The 18,367-nt window shown below is 55.2% G+C and carries 9 protein-coding genes and 1 tRNA gene; 6 read left to right on the top strand and 4 right to left on the bottom strand.

The window, feature by feature from the left end; all coding sequences use genetic code 11:
* Positions 1–3: 3 nt before the first annotated feature.
* The 4 genes from EGT74_RS24690 to EGT74_RS24705 are packed head-to-tail and all read left to right on the top strand — an operon-like array spanning position 4 to position 8,910.
* A complete protein-coding gene (locus EGT74_RS24690; protein WP_123849291.1) occupies positions 4–594 on the top strand; it encodes a phage tail protein in 591 nt (196 codons plus the stop codon).
* A gap of 19 nt (positions 595–613) precedes the next feature.
* On the top strand, positions 614–1,777 hold the full coding sequence (locus EGT74_RS24695) for an ABC transporter substrate-binding protein (RefSeq protein ID WP_123849292.1): 1,164 nt from the start codon (positions 614–616) through the stop codon (positions 1,775–1,777).
* Between the two features lie 9 nt (positions 1,778–1,786).
* Positions 1,787–7,969 carry an Ig-like domain-containing protein gene (locus EGT74_RS24700; protein WP_123849293.1) on the top strand — a complete coding sequence of 2,061 codons (6,183 nt, stop codon included), beginning with the start codon at positions 1,787–1,789 and terminating at the stop codon, positions 7,967–7,969.
* Between the two features lie 17 nt (positions 7,970–7,986).
* Positions 7,987–8,910: a PorP/SprF family type IX secretion system membrane protein gene (locus EGT74_RS24705; protein ID WP_123849294.1), complete on the top strand. Its 924-nt coding sequence runs from the start codon at positions 7,987–7,989 to the stop codon at positions 8,908–8,910.
* Positions 8,911–8,999: 89 nt separating this feature from the next.
* Here EGT74_RS24705 and EGT74_RS24710 read toward each other — a convergent pair whose 3' ends face one another.
* The 3 genes from EGT74_RS24710 to EGT74_RS24720 all read right to left on the bottom strand — a co-directional run bounded on the left by EGT74_RS24710 (position 9,000) and on the right by EGT74_RS24720 (position 12,514).
* Positions 9,000–11,597, bottom strand: a complete 2,598-nt coding sequence (locus tag EGT74_RS24710; protein WP_123849295.1) for an outer membrane beta-barrel family protein — start codon at positions 11,595–11,597, stop codon at positions 9,000–9,002.
* Between the two features lie 187 nt (positions 11,598–11,784).
* Positions 11,785–12,375 (bottom strand): DUF445 domain-containing protein, encoded by a 591-nt coding sequence (locus EGT74_RS24715; protein ID WP_123849296.1) that lies wholly within the window; start codon positions 12,373–12,375, stop codon positions 11,785–11,787.
* Positions 12,376–12,440: 65 nt separating this feature from the next.
* Positions 12,441–12,514: transfer RNA gene (locus EGT74_RS24720), tRNA-His, on the bottom strand.
* 314 nt (positions 12,515–12,828) lie between these two features.
* Here EGT74_RS24720 and EGT74_RS24725 point away from each other — a divergent pair.
* Positions 12,829–14,034, top strand: coding sequence for a hypothetical protein (locus EGT74_RS24725; protein WP_123849297.1), 1,206 nt, complete (start codon positions 12,829–12,831; stop codon positions 14,032–14,034).
* 472 nt (positions 14,035–14,506) lie between these two features.
* Here EGT74_RS24725 and EGT74_RS24730 read toward each other — a convergent pair whose 3' ends face one another.
* Positions 14,507–16,942, bottom strand: coding sequence for an MG2 domain-containing protein (locus tag EGT74_RS24730; RefSeq protein WP_123849298.1), 2,436 nt, complete (start codon positions 16,940–16,942; stop codon positions 14,507–14,509).
* 113 nt (positions 16,943–17,055) lie between these two features.
* Between EGT74_RS24730 and EGT74_RS24735 the strand changes: the two genes are divergently transcribed.
* On the top strand, positions 17,056–18,288 hold the full coding sequence (locus tag EGT74_RS24735; RefSeq protein WP_123849299.1) for a BaiN/RdsA family NAD(P)/FAD-dependent oxidoreductase: 1,233 nt from the start codon (positions 17,056–17,058) through the stop codon (positions 18,286–18,288).
* The last annotated feature ends 79 nt before the right edge of the window (positions 18,289–18,367 follow it).

Raw genomic sequence — 18,367 nt, forward strand, 5'->3', positions numbered from 1 at the left:
CTCATGGAATCTTACTTAGCGATGATTATGATATTTGGCGGCAACTTCGCCATCAGGGGATGGTCCACCTGCTGGGGCCAGATAGTATCGATCGCCCAGAATACCGCGCTTTTTTCCCTGCTGGGCACTACTTACGGCGGTAATGGCCAAACCACCTTCGCCCTGCCTGACCTGCGGGGAAGAATGCCGATCGGATGGGGGCAGGGGCCGGGTTTACCGAACTATGAACTGGGGCAGATAGGCGGCAGCCCGTCCACTACACTGACGATCAATAATATGCCGATGCATAATCACGTGGCTGATTTCAGCACGCTTACCGTAACGCAATCAGCCAGTACGGCGCAAGGCACCACAAACATACCCGGTTCAACGCTTGTACCTGCCGCGTTGCCGGTCATTGGCAGCGGCCCCAGCGCAAGCGCCATTAAAGGGTATGGGGTTAAAGACAATACTGCCACCCTGTCGCCTGCAACTATCGGCGGCGGCATAAATATCGGGATTGCCGGCGGCAGCCAGCCCTTCAGCATCGAGAGCCCGTACCTTGGTGTGAATTATCTGATTGCCATGGAAGGTATCTTCCCTCCGAGAAATTAATACGCCGACAAATCGCTACATGAACGCATCTCTCACCGTCGGATTTCTGACACCTTATTCGGGTATATATCCCCACTATGCGCCGCACCTGTTTACAGGGTGGTTGCTGGGGATGGGCCTTGACCCGGCCAGGCAGCAAACCATCCGTTTCGTACAGGAATATACACAAATGGGCGGCATCGCACAGAGTGAAGCCGCCGCGCAGAAAATGCTTTTTTTTAACCGCGTGGATGTACTCTCCGGCCTCATCAGTTACAAGGCGCTGCCGGGTTTGATTCCCCTGGTGGAAAGAGACAGAAAGCCGGCTTTTTTCTTCGATATGGGAGAATATGTTCCTCATTTCCCCCATCTCAGCCCGGATATTTTTTACGCCTCCCACCAGTTGTGGCAATCACAGTATGCACTGGGGTACTGGGCGGAGCAACGTTTCGGCAGCGGCGGGCATGTAGTGATGCCGGTGTACGAAGCGGGATATCATCTGAACAGCAGCTTCCAGCAAGGCGTGGCCGCAGCGGGCGGCACCCGGTTGCAGCTCACCGTACTGCCGTTCGACCCCAACGATCCGCAGAAAATGGAGCTCGACGAACTTTTTGCCCGGCTGACGAAAGAACCTCCTCCCTATGTGCATGCTGTTTTTGCCGGCAGCATAGGCAACCGGTTTTTGCAAAAATGGATCAGCAGCGGGCTGCACCGTAAAATCCCGCTTGTCGTGAATGAAACGATGGCGTACGACGATGTGCTCGAAGACGTCCGCCATATCGACTTCGAAATGTACACCGCCCAGCAATGGATGCGTGAGGATGAAAATAATATCAACCAGCGCTTTGTTAAACAATTTGAAGCGGTGGCGCAACAGCCGGCAAACATCTACGCCCTCCTGGGGTATGAGGCGGGGCTGGTCTGGAAGGAAGTGCTGCCGTATGCGCTGAAAAGGGACTGGGATACGGTGAAGCAGCAGCTGCGCAACGGCATTGTGAACGGCCCGCGGGGAGAACGGAATTTTTACCCGGCCTCCGGCTTCGCGTTACCTGTTACCAATATCCTCCGGATTCATACGACCGGAAATAAAATACATAAAATCATTCTCGACCAGGGAAAAGGTATGCGCTTCGACGCGGGGGAATTTGAAGTGATTCACAACGAAAGCGTTTCGGGCTGGCAAAACCCTTTTCTCTGTATTTAATTCATTGCTATGAAAAACATGTTTGTAAAAAGCATGAAACCCCTCTTGCTGCTGTGCAGCATGCTTGCCTGCAGCATCTTTGCCATGGCGCAGTACAATTCGACCGTCCTTGAAACCGGAAAGTACTATTGCGCGGTAACCAGGGACCAGCAGAATAACGTTTACCTGGTTCGTTACAATAGTACGGCTGGCAAATACGAGGTGGCGAAGTATGTCAACGGCGATCCTGCCAACGTAATATCGATTTATTCGAACCTCTCGTTCGGAGCCACTGAATTTCCCTGGGGCATTGCGGTCAACGCCAACGGCGATGTGTTTGTGACGAATCCCAATCCTGCCAACCAGTGGGAGATCGTAAAGCTGGCCCATAATGCCGGCGTATACACACCTTCCGTAATACAAACCGGAAAATATTATTCCGCACTGGCTGTGGATATTGATAATAATTTATTGGTGATGGAATACTATGCCGGACCACCGACCCGGTACCGTTTGATGAGGTACCAGGCGGGGCAGGAGCACATGGCCGGCGTGGAGATTTATAACGGACTGACCTATACCGCCGGCGTTACCTTCACCTATCCCTGGGGCATCATCACCGATGCCCAGCGAAATATTTACATTCTGGATATGTGGGAAAACAGCGGTGGGCGTGTGATTAAGTTACCCTATCCAGGCTATGCCCCGGCTACACCGGTCACCACCGGCAGGTCATTTTCGTCCATCGCCATTGATGGCAAAGGTTACATTTATACGATTGAAGGGATTGAAGGGGGAGATGGCTCCACGGCGCATGTGATGAAGTACAAAGATATTACGCAGCCCGGCACGGAGTTGTTTACGGGTCTGACGAACGTCATTTTAGGTTACCCTTGGGGCATTGCGGTAAACAGTACAGGCAATGTGATTCATGTGAACGACGGCAGCGGCGCAGGTGGTATCGGCCGCTTTTTGCAGCTGGCGCCTCAACCGGTATCGGTAGCGAGCATCTTGCCGGCGGGCAGTAATCCCACCGCTGCGGCCAGTGTCAGTTTTACAGTTGTCTTCAGCGGTCTCCCGGATGAAGTAACATCATCGGCTTTTTCATTGACCACCACCGGCCTCACCGGCAGCAGCATTACCGGTGTGAGCGGTTCCGGCAACGTGTATACCGTCACCGTGGCTACGGGTACGGGCGACGGCACTATCCGCCTGGACGTCAATGGTACCGGTATCATCAATCCGCTGGTAAACATACCCTATACCGGCGGAACCATTTATAACATCGACAGAACGGGGCCCACCGGTTCATTACAGATCAACAGCGGCGCGGCTGCTACGAACAGCCCGAATGTAACGCTCAATATCACCGGCACCGACGTCAGTACGCCGCTGGAAATGGCTTTTTCCAATGGTGCAGGTTGGACTGCTTATGAACCGTTCGCCGCCACCAAAGCATGGACGCTGCCGGCGGGCGATGGCGTAAAAAACGTGTCAATGCGACTGCGCGACAGGGCCGGTAATGTAAACACCGCCACCATTTCAGATGACATCACCCTGGATCAGATCCCGCCAAGCACTACTATTGTAACGAGTCCGCCTTCGAATAGTTCCAGCACGAGCGCTACGTTCGAGTTCGGCTCCAACGAAACGGGAGCAACTTTTGAAGTAAGTCTTGACGGCAGTGCATTCGCTGCAGCCAGCAATCCGGTAACATTTGCCGGACTGGTAACGGGGCCTCACACCATCAACGTAAGGGCGAAAGATCAGGCTGGGAATGTTGATCCTACACCTGAACCATATACGTGGAACATCAGCATCCTTAACCCCGGAGTGACGAGCGTAGCAGTGCCGGCAAACGGTTATTACAAAGTTGGTAATGCGCTTAACTTTACCGTGAACTTCAATGCGAATGTGACCGTGAATACCGCTGGCGGCACACCTTATATCGGCGTAACGATCGGTACGGACACCAAACAGGCTGGCTATGCCGGCGGCAGCGGTACCAGTATGCTGACCTTTGTCTATATCATTCAGCCAGGTGACAATGATATGAACGGTATCGCGCTGGCACCGTCCGTTACATTGAACGGCGGCACCATGCAGAGCGCCCTTGGCGGCAGCATCCTGTCGGCGCTCAACAATACAGGGAGCACATCCGGCATATTGGTGAACACCCAGCAGCCCACAGTGACGCTCAGTACTGTCGCTACTTCACCGGTCAACCAGCGGTTCTTCGCCACGGCAACATTCAGTGAGGCGGTGACAGGCTTCACAATGGCCGATATCAGTACCACGAACGCCAGCCTCAGCGGCCTCAGCACATCGGATAACATCACCTATACTTTCGAGGTCATACCTGTTGCCGCCGGCAACCTGACGGTGGAAGTGCCCGCCAACCGGGCGAGCAATGTCGCCGGCAATCCGAATACGGTTTCCAATACGCTCACACTTACGTACGACGCGGATCCGCCGGCTGTGGCGAATGTCGCCGTGCCCGCATCCGGGAATTACAAAAGCGGAGATGTGCTGCACTTTACAGTGAACTTCAACGAAAATGTAGTGGTCACAGGCACGCCTTCCCTCCCTGTAATCATCGGCGGGAATACCCGGCAGGCCGCATATAGCGCCGGTTCCGGTACCCAGGCGTTCGTATTCAGCTATACCATACAGGCAGGCGAACTGGACCAGGACGGCATCGCACTGGGCGCCAGTATCGCACTGAACGGAGGCACCATCAAAGATGCCGCCACCAACAACGCGACGTTGACGCTCAATAACGCGGGAAGCTCAGCGGGCGTGCTGGTAGACGCAGTAGCTCCTGTAGTGCTGTCGGTAACAGTGCCGGCTCCCGGGTATTATAAAACAGGGGGGCAGCTCGACTTTATCGTGCAATTCAGCGAACCGGTGGGCGTCACCGTCACAAACGGCATCCCATACCTGACCGTCCACCTGGCGTCGGGCGATGTTTCCGCAACGCTGATCAGTCACACCGGTGCAGGGGCGCTCACGTTCCGTTACCAGGTGACGGCGGCCGATCTGGACCTGGACGGCATTACGCTGGGTAACAGTGTAATGTTGGGCGGAGGGGTGCTGAATGATGCGGCCGGCAATATGGCCGTGCCAGCTCTGCAGAATATCGGTAATGCCAGCAATGTTTATGTATATCCTGCGGTCCCCTCCGTGCAATTGTCCGGCACGCCTTCGCTGAATGCGCCGTTTACGGTGAATATCGGGTTCAGCGAAGCGGTAACCGGTTTCATAGCGGCAGATATCAGCGCGACCAATGCGACGATCGGCAACCTGCAAACGGCGGACAATATCACCTACACCGCCGTGGTGACGCCGGTTGCGGACGGTTTGGTGAACATCAGCGTACCGGCGAATATGGCGTTCAACATTGCGGGTACCGGCAACACCGCCTCGAATGCGATCGCCTATACTTATGACGGCACCGCGCCGGTAGTCGCCTCCGTGGCTGTTCCGGCGAATGGTTATTACAAAGCCGGGGATGTCCTGCAATTCACGGTGAATTACAGCGAAAATGTGATGGTTAACACCTCGGGTGGCGCACCCACCCTTGGAGTGAGCGTCGGCGGCGTTACCCGCCAGGCCGGGTATACCGGTGGCGATGGTACATCCGCGCTGACCTTCGCTTATACCGTCCAGAACGGCGAGCTCGACACAGACGGCATCGCACTGGGCGGCGCGTTGCAGTTGAATGGCGCCGGCATCAGGGACGCTTCGGGCAATCATGCATCACTCGCGCTGGCCAACGCCGGCAACCTCGGCGCTGTACGGGTAGACGCCGTCGCGCCGGTGATTTACTCGGTAGGCATTCCGGCTGACGGATATTATAAAACAGACGACCAGCTCAGCTTTACCGTTGTGTTCAGCGAACCGGTGACGGTCGTTACAACCGGCGGCCTGCCTTATATCGATCTCACACTGGGCGCTGCTACCGTGCGCGCCAACTATACAAGCGGCTCCGGGACGAACGTGCTGTTGTTCCGCTACCGGGTGCAGGCGGGCGACCAGGATACCGATGGTATCGTCGCCGGCAACAGCATCATACCGGATGGCGGCACGTTGAGGGATGTAGCCGGCAACGACGCATTGCCTGCCCTGCAGAACGTCGGCAACACCGGCAATGTTTTCGTGTATTCGCGGATACCTGCGGTAGCACTGCTGACCGACAATTTGCGGTTAAACGCGCCGTTCCCGCTGAGCATTGTGTTCAGCGAGGCGGTGACCGGGTTTGCTGCGGCTGATATTGTCGCCACCAACGCCGTGATCAGTAACCTGCAGACAAGCGACAACATCACTTATACCGCGCTGGTAACGCCGGTAGCGGAGGGTGGGGTCAGCCTGCAGGTGCCGGCAAACGCGGCCGTCAATATCGCGAATAGGGGCAACACCCTGTCGAACGTCATCTCTTATTATTACGACGGCACCGCGCCGGCAGTAAGCTCCGTAACCGTACCGGCAAACGGCTATTACAAGGCCGGCGACGTGCTGAACTTCACGGTGAACTACAGCGAAAACGTAACGGTCAATACAACCGGCGGAATACCCAGCCTGAGCGTCATCATCGGCAGCAGCACGCGGCAGGCGGTATTCACGGGCGGTTCAGGCTCGTCTGCATGGACGTTCCGTTACACGGTGCAGGATGGTGAAATGGATATGGACGGCATTGCCATCACCGGCGGCCTGTCGATGAACGGCGCCGTTGCCCGCGATGCTTCCGGTAATACGGCGTTGACCACGCTCAACAATACCGGCAGCACGGCAGGCGTGTTCGTGAATACGGCGAAACCTTCGGTGACGGTATCCACCGCTGCGCCCGCCCGCGTGAACGCTCCGTTTACGGCCACGCTGGTGTTCAGTGAGGCGGTAACCGGTCTCACCGCCGGCGAGGTAACACTCACCAACGGCACCGGCAGCAACCTGCAAACGGCCAATAACATCACCTACACCTTGCTGATCACGCCGGCGGCAGACGGCCCGGTAAGCATACATGTACCGGCTGCGGCTGCGGTGAACATCGCCGGTAACGGCAACACGGCATCCAATACGGTTTCCGTGAACTACGACGGCACTGCACCGGTCATCACGGCCGGCCAGGCATTCACGACCAGCCAGAACAGCACCGTGGGCACAGTGGCAGGGAAGGTGACGGCAACCGAGGCTGTGGGCACCCTGCAGAACTGGACGATTACCAACGACGGTTCCGGCGGCGCCTTTGCCATAGATGCAACGGGTAACATCACCGTGAAAGACGCAGCGATACTAGCGGCCAATGCAGGCCGCACCGTAGCGGTGAGTGTTACCATCAGCGACGGGCTCAATACCAGCGCGCCGGTTCCGGTGACCATCACCATCAACTTCGTGAACAAGGCACCGGCTTTCAACACGGTGGCCGATGCTGCGGTTTGTGCATCCACTACCATGCGTACCATCCAGGTAACGGGCGCCACAGCAACGGAGCCGGGTCAGACCTATGCCTTCACGATCAGCAGCAACCAGCCATACTTTGATGTATTGTCGGTGAATGCGGCCGGCCTCATCAGTTACCAGCTGAAAAACACGGTAACAAGCGGGCAGGCAACCATCACGCTGACCATCAAAGACAATGGGGGAACGGCCAATGGTGGTGTAGACGCCTTCAGCCGCAACTTCACCATCACCATCAACAGCCTCCCTGCCATCAGCATCAGCAGCAACAAAGGCGGCACCATTTCCAAGGGAGATGTCGTATTGCTCACCGCGAGCGGCGCCGCTACCTACAGCTGGGCCAATGCGGACGGCATCATCAGCGGGCAGCAGCAGCCGGTGCTGGAAGCCAAACCGATGGCAACCACCACTTACCAGGTGACCGGCACTACGGCAGACGGATGCAACGGCACAGGCAACATCCAGATCACGGTGCTCGAAGACTTCAAAGTGGACGCTACCAACATCCTTACGCCTAACGGCGACGGAAGAAACGACAAGTGGGTGATCCGCAACATCGGCAGCTACCCGGACAATGAACTGAAGATTTACGACCGCGCGGGCCGCATCGTGTATACGCGCAGGAATTATAACAACGAATGGGATGGCATGGTCAACGGGAACCCGCTGGCGGAAGGCACTTATTATTACATCCTGATTATTAACGGAGGAGCGAAAACCGCCAAAGGGTATATCACCATTGTGCGGGATCGCAACTAATCCTTAATTATAGTACCATGAAGAGGTATTCATATCACTTACGGAGCATCCTTTGCGGCGCATTCCTGCTGGCAGCAGGGCTCACGCAGCAGGCTGCCGCGCAGTCGGCCGGCGAATCACCTGCGTTGCTGGTGCCGTCCGGTACGCAGTTTTTCCAGAATCAGTACCTGGGCAACCCCGCCATGGCGGGCATCGACTCGGGCCTGCATCTGAACGCCGCCTACCGGCGGCAATGGGGGAGCATTGAAGGCGCGCCGGAGAGCATGTTCTTTACGGCCGACGGGCCCGTAGCCCGCCGTGTGGGAGCGGGGCTCACGGTGTACAACGATAAGGCGGGCCTGATGAACAGGACGCGTGCGGCGCTTACTTATGCGTATCACCTCCCGGTTTCCGATCGCGGGCAGTTCCTGCATTTCGGTATCTCGGGCGCCATGAACTTTCAGCGGATCAACTACAAAGACCTCGACGGTGATATCAACGATCCTTCGGTTTCGGCCTTCAACCGCCGCGACGATTATTTCGAAGGTGAGTTCGGTATGGCCTATACCGACAGGCACTGGACGTTACAGGCCGCCCTGCCCAACATCCGCAGCGTCGTGAGCGGCAACAACGAAGCGAACGGCGGGAGCATCTTTCTCACCGCGGCTTCTTACCGCTTTCTGCCGGAAGGCGCCGTCAGTTTGATTGAGCCCAAGATCTGCTACCGCGGCGTGCGCGGGTTCGATAACATCCTCGACGTCGGGGTGAATGTCGGTTTCCTGCAAAACAAGGCGAACGTAATGGCGATGTACCATACCTCCAAAAGCGTAACGGCGGGCATCGGCGTCAATATCCGGGAAACGCTGGTCATACAGGCGATGTATTCCACGCAAACCGGCGGTATTAAAACTTATGTCGACGGCAGCTACGAAATAGGCGCAACCATCCACCTGTTCCGGTAAGCGGCCGTTTAAACGAATGCAACGAAAAAGGCCAGCGGGATTATTCCCGCCGGCCTTTGTGCTATATAACTGATAACTAAAACTTACAATTAAAATCCTCCGCCTGTTTCCATCTGCATGTTATCTCCGCCGCTCCGGTTGTTACGCCGCTTGAAGAGCTGCGCGTCGAATTTGCCGAAACGGTAGCTCACGTTGAGGCGCAATACCCTTGATTCGCGTTTGCGCACCATGTCCTGCATGAAATAAGGGGACTCCTGCTCCATACCGAACTCGCGGGTATTGAACACGTCGCTGAGGGAAAGGGTAGCGGTGAGCGCTTTGCTCTTCAGGAAGTCTTTGCGAAGTGCGATATCTACCGCGCTCAGGCCCCTGATCATGCCCTGCGCGGAAGTGGGGATCATCATAAATCCTCCACCGCCGCCACCTCCGCCGCCACGGCCACCACCGCCGCCACCTGCGGGCAGGGTAATGGTCGGCGCCTGGTAGTTGGCGGTAACCTGGAAGGTGAAGTTGGCGGGCAGTTTGGTTTCGGAGTTGATTTTAGCCATCCAGCTGAATCCGCTGTTGGTGTAATTCTCCTTGGCATTGCGCACCTGCAGTTCCGTCTGGTACAGGTTCACGTTGGTGGTGATGTCCCAGCCCGGAATGATCTGGTTCTTCATCGTCAGTTCCGCACCGTAGGAAAAGTTTTTATTGGCGTTCACGAAAGTGGTCAGCAGCGTATCGGTGCCCGGGTGAATGGGCTCGTTGATGGTGCTGATGAGGTTGTTCGTATTACGGTAGTACAGCGAACCGAGGAAGTTGTGTTTCTTCCAGGTTTTCATGTACGAAAACTCGAGGCTGTTGGTGTACTCCGGTTTCAGATTCGGGTTGCCCTGGCGGTGGTTCAGCGGGTCGGAGAAGTCGCGGTAGGGGATGAGCTGGAAAAAGTTCGGACGGTTCACCCGGCGCGAATAGTTCAGCTGCAATTCCTGCTCTTTTTCCAGCTTGTACGAGAGGTATACGCTGGGGAACAGGCCCGGTACGGCTTTCGTGGGTTTGAACTTCATGTTTTCGCTGGGGATTTCACCGGCGTATACATATTGTTCCGCGCGGAGTCCCACCTGGTAACCGAAGTTTTTAATGGCGTTGGAGTAGTTCGCATACACGGCATAGATCTGCTCGTTGTATTTGTAGTCGTTAGACAGGCTGTCGATTTTTTCCTTCACGCCGTTGTTGCCGTTGAACACGTCATAGAAGCTGCTGTAGTTACGGAAGGTACCTTTGATACCGGTTTCGAACTTGCCGGTTTTACCGATGGGGTCCACGTAATCGGCCTGGAAGGTGTAGAAATCCGTGTTGCCCTTGCTCTGGTTCGACTGCACGAAACGGTTGCCTACCGGGTTGCCGGAAAGGTCTTCGTTCTGCGTGCTGAAACCGCCGTCGCGGTTGTTATTGCTTTTGTTCATCGATATGTCCGCCGTCAGTTCCTTGTTGGCTTCCGCGAACAGATGCTTGAAACCGAGGGTGGTGGTGTAGTTGTTGAACCCGAATTTATTGTCGGAGTAGCGGGTATTGCGGCGGGTGATGTCTTTATCCGCATCGCTGTACACGCTTCCGAGGGTTTCCCTGTTTTTGAAGGTGCCGCTGACGATGTTCTGCGACAATGAAATGGTGTTCCGGTTGTCGAGGTAATAATCGACGCCGAAACGGCCGAACTGGAACAGGCCGCCGCTGCGGCTGTCACTGTTCTGGTTAATGTAATTCAGTTCCGACGCGCCGGGTACCGCAAAGTTGGTACGGTCGGTGGTGCCGTTGCCCCAGTTGCGCTGGGAATTGTAATTGTAGTTCGCGGAAAAGTTCAGCTTGCCCTGACGGATGTTGATGTTACCGCCGGCGTTGTATTTGTCGCCCGTACCGATACCGCCCATGATCATGCCGTTGTATCCTGCCTTCTTGTTCTTTTTCAGCACAATGTTCAGGATGCCGCTCATGCCTTCCGCATCGTATTTGGCGGAGGGGTTTGTGATCAGTTCCACGCTTTCGATCGCGTCCGCCGGTATCTGCTCGATGGTCAGGGTGCTGGGTTTGCCGTCTACAAAAATGGTAGGGGTGGCATTCCGCACTTTCACGTTACCGTCGATGTCCACATTCACGGAGGGCACGCTTTTCAGCACGTCCGCCGCCGTACCGCCCACGCTGGTGAGGTTACGGTCCACATTGAACACTTTTTTATCGATGTTCATCTGGAAGGCGCTGCGCTGGCCGGTTACCTCCACTTCAGACAATGCCTTGGCGTTGGCTTCCATGCGGATGTTGCCCAGGTCCTGCGACATGGTCTGCGGCGTTACCGTTACCTTTTTATAGATGGTGTTGTAACCCATGAAGTTGATACGGACGAGGAAGGGGCCGAAGGGGAGGTTTTCGAGGTTGAAATCCCCGTTGGGTTTGCTCAGCATGCCGGTTACCACGCTGGAATCCTTCACACGCAGCAGTGCTACGGAAGCGTATTCCACGCCTTTTTTGGTTTGAGCGTCGACCAGTTTACCGTATATCTGTCCAATCTGTGGCATATTGGCACCTCCGGGGCGTTGCTGACCGGCTCCTGCGCCCGCACCGGCAGGCCTGCCGCCTTGTGGCGCCTGCGCGGCAGCATGCAGCTGCAGGACCATCAGTCCCAGGAATAATGCGTACAATTTTTTCATCATAATAGCTTTGAAACGTTGACTCAGAGTTTAGACGTTGTTTTTAAACGAGACCTTTACAGGAACTGATAATTTGCAGCACAAAAGTAGATGCAATTCGGCACGCCCCGGAGAAATCTTGATAAAGGGATAATATCCGTCGACGAAAGATGGTAAAACGGGGCGGATGGTATTAACATTGGTTAACAGATCAGGTCACCGCCAGGGCCAGTTGCAGGAGGCCGATCAGGAAGCCGGTAGCGGCGCAGAGCCAGCCCAGTTTGTTAAGGGCGCCGCCCAGGCGCTGGTGAACGGCCTGTTCGAGCTGTTCGGACGAGAGGGCCGCTACTTTGGCCGTTACGATCGCTTCCAGGTCGAGGTCGTTCTGCACGTTATCGAGATACTGGCCGATGAGTTTCGGGAAAAGGAGATCGAGCTCGTTGGCCAGGGTGGTTTTGATTTGGTTGATGGTGCTGTCGCCGATGAACATGGAAATCATGGGCATCGTTTCCGGGAGTTTTTTCCGGAGGAAGTGTTCGAGATGTTCTTCCACGACAGGTTTGATGGCACTGATTTTCTGCGGGTCGGTGAGTTTCTGCCGGATGTTGTCGAAGGAAAAAAACTGCGTGGCCACCATCTTGCCCAGCGCCGCGGCCAGCTGCTGCTGTTGCCGGGGAAATGCGCCCTGGAGGGTAAACAGGCCGAGGTTCACCGGTTGAACGGGGCGGAACAACAGCCAGAGGGCGGCGCGGTTCACAAACCAGCCGGTAAAAGCGCCTAATATGGGAATCAGATAGACCATTTGCAGCTCGAATTTGGATAAAAGAGAAAAGGCCCATATTGCTAAAGGCCTTTTCAGTTTTTTTGGGTGACCAAGGGGTCTCGAACCCCCGACCCTCAGAACCACAATCTGATGCTCTAACCAACTGAGCTATGGTCACCGTGTGTTGTTTTGCGGAGTGCAAAGGTAATGGAAAACCTTTTCATTTTCCAAATACTGCCAGGGAAAAATTTTCAGGAGATAGCAATTTTTTTTCGCGAGGGTAAGTGGCTGATGATAAATGGCGTAACATATGAAAGCTAGAAATGTATCAGATGCCCCGGTTATGCACATGATTTCCACAAAAAATGCCTTATCTTTGCCTCTCGCAATACCCAAGAAACTTACTAGCCCAGCATGCGAAGTGCTGGGCTTTTTGTTTTTATATACCAACAAAAAATTATATAGAATACTGACATTCAACTAATTATGCATATGGATCAACTGAAACTGAAATTACAGGAGTATTACCAACAGTATCAGAAACTGGAGAAACAGCCATCGGGGAAGGCAGCAGAGGGGGAAGAGGACACGGTGCAGGAGCTCGAGAACGACATCCTCACCCAGTTCGGTTTGCCGGTATCCAAACGGTTCGTACAGATTCTGCACGATTTTGTGAATCACAGTGTGGTAAATGACCAACTGCTCGACTATGTGAGCAAAAAGCTGCGCACCGCCGCGCGGAAGTATTTATTGTCACCCGTTATGAGCGACCAGGAACTGCTTACGCAGGCACGCGATCAGAAACGCAGTCCGTACGATGTACTGCCGGAGCTGGGTTATCCCGCCCACGAGTACGCCATCTTCCTGGTAGGGGAGTTGCTGTACCGCCGCAACATGGCGCCGCAGGATATCCTGGACGAACTGAAAAACGTGCAGAAACACAAAAGCTGGGAGGATCTGGCCGTTCTCAGCAAGATGCACAATTATTCCACCCACGAGCTGTACGGCAAGCTGAAAAAGCTCCAGGTGCGCTTTGTGGACGACTTCGTGCAGCATCTGCACCGCCAGGAGGTGGCCAAGCCGCAAAACAAACGGCTGACGCCCGCCGAAGAAGGGTATAAACCCAATTATAAAACGATCTCGAAAATACAGGTGGAAGACATCGTGTTCGACGACAATACGACGCCCAGCCTGTTCGGTAAAATCAGGAACGGCAGAAGCTATTCCCGCATCACCATCGGCCTCGAGTTTTCCGAGCTGAACCAGCTGCTCATGAGCGGCGGGGAACTGGGCGTGGAAATCAGCAATGCCATCAAAAAGCGCCTGGCCAACCGCGCGGCTGAAAAACCGCTGGTGATCGACATTAAAGCGGAGTTCGGCGAAGCCCTCAAACTCGACAATTGTTACCTGGAGGTATACAAACCCCAGCACAAAGAAGGCGGTAAGTGGATGGAGGACAAGGATGCGTTCTACTTCGTAGATAAAATCCTGTCTAAAAAGGAATTCGAAAAAAAGGCGAAAGAGGAAGAGGTGAAGACCAAAATCCAGGAATGCCTCGAGCTGATCGGCGGTTCTTACGTATACTACCAGCGCCTGCGCCGGCTCGGTATCACGGAGGAAGAAGCCAAGCTGCGCGCCGGTCTGCAGGATGAACTGCTGTTCAAACTGAGCTCTTACTTAAACAAACTGAAGGATTAATCATACCGCAATCCGCGAAAGAAAAAGCCTGTTTCCATCGAAACAGGCTTTTTTTATTGTATCGTAGTGAGCATCCGGCGGCCAGGCTCCCCTGGCAGCAGTTGAGCCGGGAAAAAGAACAACTATGACAATGGCCGGAATAGCTTCTTTTTTTAAATCTTTGACCCTGTAAACCTTTGTACGGATTAACGACAGAGGTGTAAACCTTCATCCGGATTATCTCGCCAGGGTGTAAACCTGGTTTAGGACGAGTCTGGATGAAAGACGAACCTTCAACGAACCTCCAACGAACCTCCAACGAACCTTCAACGAACGATCAACTTTTCCGTGTAGGTTCGTTATTCCCCCAGGGAGGCTTCGTTGAAGGTTCGTTCGGGACGGGGAGACGGAGAAAGCGTGCATTGGATGAATAAAAAAAGGGGAGATGTTGCGTCTCTCCCCTTTGTGAAATCTTTATCTGAGATATAATCTTTTAGAAAGTTTTTTCCAGCCGGCCTACGCGCCCGAACTGGTCCATCGCTTCCACCACTACGCGGTAGTTTTTGGTGAAGTCGTTGTTGTAGAAAGTAAACCGGGTGGTGTTATTGGTGGTATCGATCCGGAGGCTGGCATTCCAATACAGCGTCAGGCGTTTATCGGGCAGGCTGTGTACGGCTTTTTTAACGGCATAGTCGGGACTATAAAACTCCTTGATGATTTTGTAACCGCCTTTCTTCACCAGCTCCATGCCTTTGGCGTTCGGGTCGCCTTTGTAATCACCGCCACGGCGCGTCCAGATGGCGATGGCGCCGTTGCCGCCGCCCATGCCGCCCATGAATGGGGGACGGAATACTTTGATCAGTGCTACGTCCGACATGGGGATTGTCGATACCATGCTCACATCCACGGGCATCTGGTCGAGGTAGATACCGGGTGCGCCGCCTCGCCAGCTCAGGGTGGGATTGCTGATGTCGCCGCCGATCTGCAGCCCCGGCACGCGCGATTGCAGGTACTGGAATACGTTGAAGGAAGTGGGATTTTCTTCGGTAAGGTCGAAGGTGTACCCGTCGCCGCCGCTGAACATGCCGCTGGCGTACCGTTTTTCGGTCGTTTCCGACGGTGCGGGCTTGCGGGCGTTGATATTCACTTCCTTGAGGTATATCGTGCGGTTATTGATCATTTTGTTCACGCCGATGCCTTCGTTCACCGTGGCCAGGTAGTTTTTCAATACCCGGTTGTCCATCGGCGGGGGCGGCAACAGTGGAACGGGTGTTTTAACGGAGTTGTACACGTCGAAGAAGTGGCGGTCGAATTTCACATCGACGTCTTTCCATTTCTTGTTGGTCATATTCCCCTGGAAGTACACGTTGGCGGTGTCGCTGAACAGCATGTTCGTGAGCGCGAACTTACCCTGCGGGTTCACGGGGGCGGAGGCAAAGGCGGACGAACTGTCTACCGGGATGCGGATGAGGAAACTCACCTGTCCGTCGGTGACCAGCTGACCGCCGGCAGTGCGCGCCGTGCCGGTGATGTTGATGCCCTGTTCGTAGGGATAGGTCAGTTGCGGGTATTTGTCGTGGAGGATTTCTTTCCACGAAAACCGGCGCCAGCCATTGGTGAGCATCACCAGGTCGAGCGCGGCGTTGGTGGTATCGCTGTTGTTGCGGAAATACCAGTACGGGTTGTGTACGTAGCCGTGTATATCGGACGTAAGCAGGGTATTGGAAATGATGTTGTTGGCGTAAGGGTCCTGCGCTACCTGGTCGGCATCCGTTACCGAAACGCTGATACGGCCGCGCATGCTGTCGGGTACCTGCAGTACGAGCTCCGTTCTGCCGCGGGGGGCTTTGTTGAGTTCGTTCGGGTCGAGCATGAAATCGAGCAGTTCGGTTTTCTGCCGCACGTACACGATACGTTCGCTGAGCGGATTGCCGTTCGTGTCGAAAAGGGTCAGCTGCAGGATGCCGGTGGGCAATTCCGCCACGGGGATGAGGCCGCTTACCTGGCCTTCCGCGATATTGAGGTTGGCTTTATACACGACCTGGTTCTGCATCTGGGCTACCAGCATCAATTTGTTGAGGCTGGTGTCGATACCGCTGAAGCCGGCGAGGAAAAACACCCTTGCGCCGCGGTTGTATACTTTCAGGGCCACGCCTTTGGGCTTGACAGTGGGCAGGTTGAACGTTTTCTGCTGGCCGGTGGCGGACTGCACCACCACTTTGTAGCTTTCCCCCGCTTCGGGTTTCAGTTCAAAGCTGCCCATCCCGTCGTGCACCGTTTCGATGACGCCCACCTGTTTGTCTTTGCTGTCGCGTACGGCCCCCGCTACCTTGATGGGGTACCCGTTCGCGTCGATGGCTTTAAAGGCGACGAGGCTGCTCACGTCGTTGATAAGATCGCCTCCCTCCGGGAAAAACTGTACCGAAAAATCGCGGGTAGCGGCTGTTTCGCCGGTTTTACCCGATTTCGGGTCCATGATCTGGATGTTTTTATAGAAGAGGAAAGAGCTGTCGAAATTGAGCATCCAGGCAGTGTAAGCGCGTACCTGGTAGAGGCCCGGCTTCATGTTTTCCGGCAGGGTGAATTCCCCGGCTGCGCCGCCCTGGTAGGCCACCACCAGCTGTTTCTGCACAATGGCGCCTTTGGCGTCGCGCAGCTCCGCATAGAGGTTGCGCGCACCGAGTGCGGGCTGTTCGTTGAGGGTGATGTAGGCGGAGTACCAGATGGTTTCCCCGGCGGCATAATAATCCCTGTCGAAGTGCAGGTAAACTTTCTCTTGCGGATAATCGTTGGTGAATTTTTCCAAAGCTTTCAGTATCCGTTCCGTCCAGTCGTCGGGTCTGGTAAAACCCAACGCGCCGGCGACGCCGGTGGCTAACAGGCCGGCGATGAACAGGGCACGGAACTTCCTCAGGGATGTACGTTGCATGGATTGTTGAAGGTTTATAATCTTCCAAGATAGTGAATTACGAATAATTAGTAGACAAAGCTGACGATATTTTAACATTTCATATTTACGGCATATTTGCGAAATTCGCCGCCATGGAACAAAGGCAACAGGGAACAAACAGGCTGGTGGTGATCGGCGGCGGAGCGGCCGGATTTTTTTGCGCGGTGAACGCAGCGCGGCTGCATCCGGGCCTGGAGGTGGTGCTGCTGGAAAAAACGGGCAAGCTGCTCTCGAAGGTAAAAGTCTCCGGAGGCGGGCGTTGCAACGTAACGCACGCTTTGGGCAGCATTGCCGAGATGGTGAAGCGCTATCCCCGCGGCGGCCGGTTCCTGAAGAAATCGTTCGGGCGCTTTTTTACGGACGATACGGTGCGCTGGTATGCCGAGCGCGGCGTGCGGCTGAAAACGGAAGACGATGGCCGGATGTTCCCCGATACGGACGATTCCCAGACGATCATCGACTGCCTGCTGCGCGAAGCCGATCGATACGGGGTGGAAGTGATGATGCATGCGGATGTGGTGCGGCTGGAACGGAACAGCGAATGGACGGTGCACCTGCAGGGCGGGCGCACCATCAAAGCGAAACATGTGTGTATAGCGGCTGGCGGCTATGCCCAGGCCGGTAAATACAGCTGGCTGCAGGAGCTGGGGCACGGGATTGAAACACCGGCGCCATCGCTCTTTACCTTCAATATGCCGCAGAACCCGGTAACGGCGCTTATGGGCGTGTCTGTTCCAAGGGCGCAGGTGAAAATCGCCGGCAGCAAGCTGGTGGAAACGGGCCCGGTGCTGATCACGCACTGGGGCATGAGCGGCCCGGCCGTGCTGCGGCTCTCGGCATGGGGCGCGCGTTACCTCCAGGAAGAACAATACACCTTTACGCTGATCGTCAACTGGCTGCCGGATTATAACGAAAACTCCCTGCGCGAAGCCTGGCCGGCGTTGCGCCTCGAAATGGGCGGACAGGCCATTCACCACCGCAACCCCTTCAGCCTGCCGCAGCGCCTCTGGCAGTTTTTGCTGCAACAGGCAGGCATACACGAAAATGCCAGATGGGCCGAATTGCCGGCCAAGGAGCAGAATAAACTCATCCGCCTTTTAACGGCGATGGACTTCCCCGTGAAAGGAAAAACCACTTTTAAAGAAGAATTTGTGACCTGCGGCGGTGTGCAGCTGTCCGAGATCGATCCGCTCACCATGCGCAGCAGGGTAGTGGAGGATTTATATTTTGCCGGTGAGATCATGGATGTAGACGGCATCACGGGCGGGTTTAATTTTCAGCATGCATGGACCAGCGGCTGGATTGCCGCGCAGCTGGGCGCTTAGTGCGCCGGGATGGTTGTTGTCGGACAGAGAAGTCGCATTAGGGTGTGAACTGGCCGGATAGCGAAGTAGCCCGGTGAGC

The organism is Chitinophaga lutea, assembly GCF_003813775.1.
Classification (GTDB): Bacteria; Bacteroidota; Bacteroidia; order Chitinophagales; family Chitinophagaceae; genus Chitinophaga; species Chitinophaga lutea.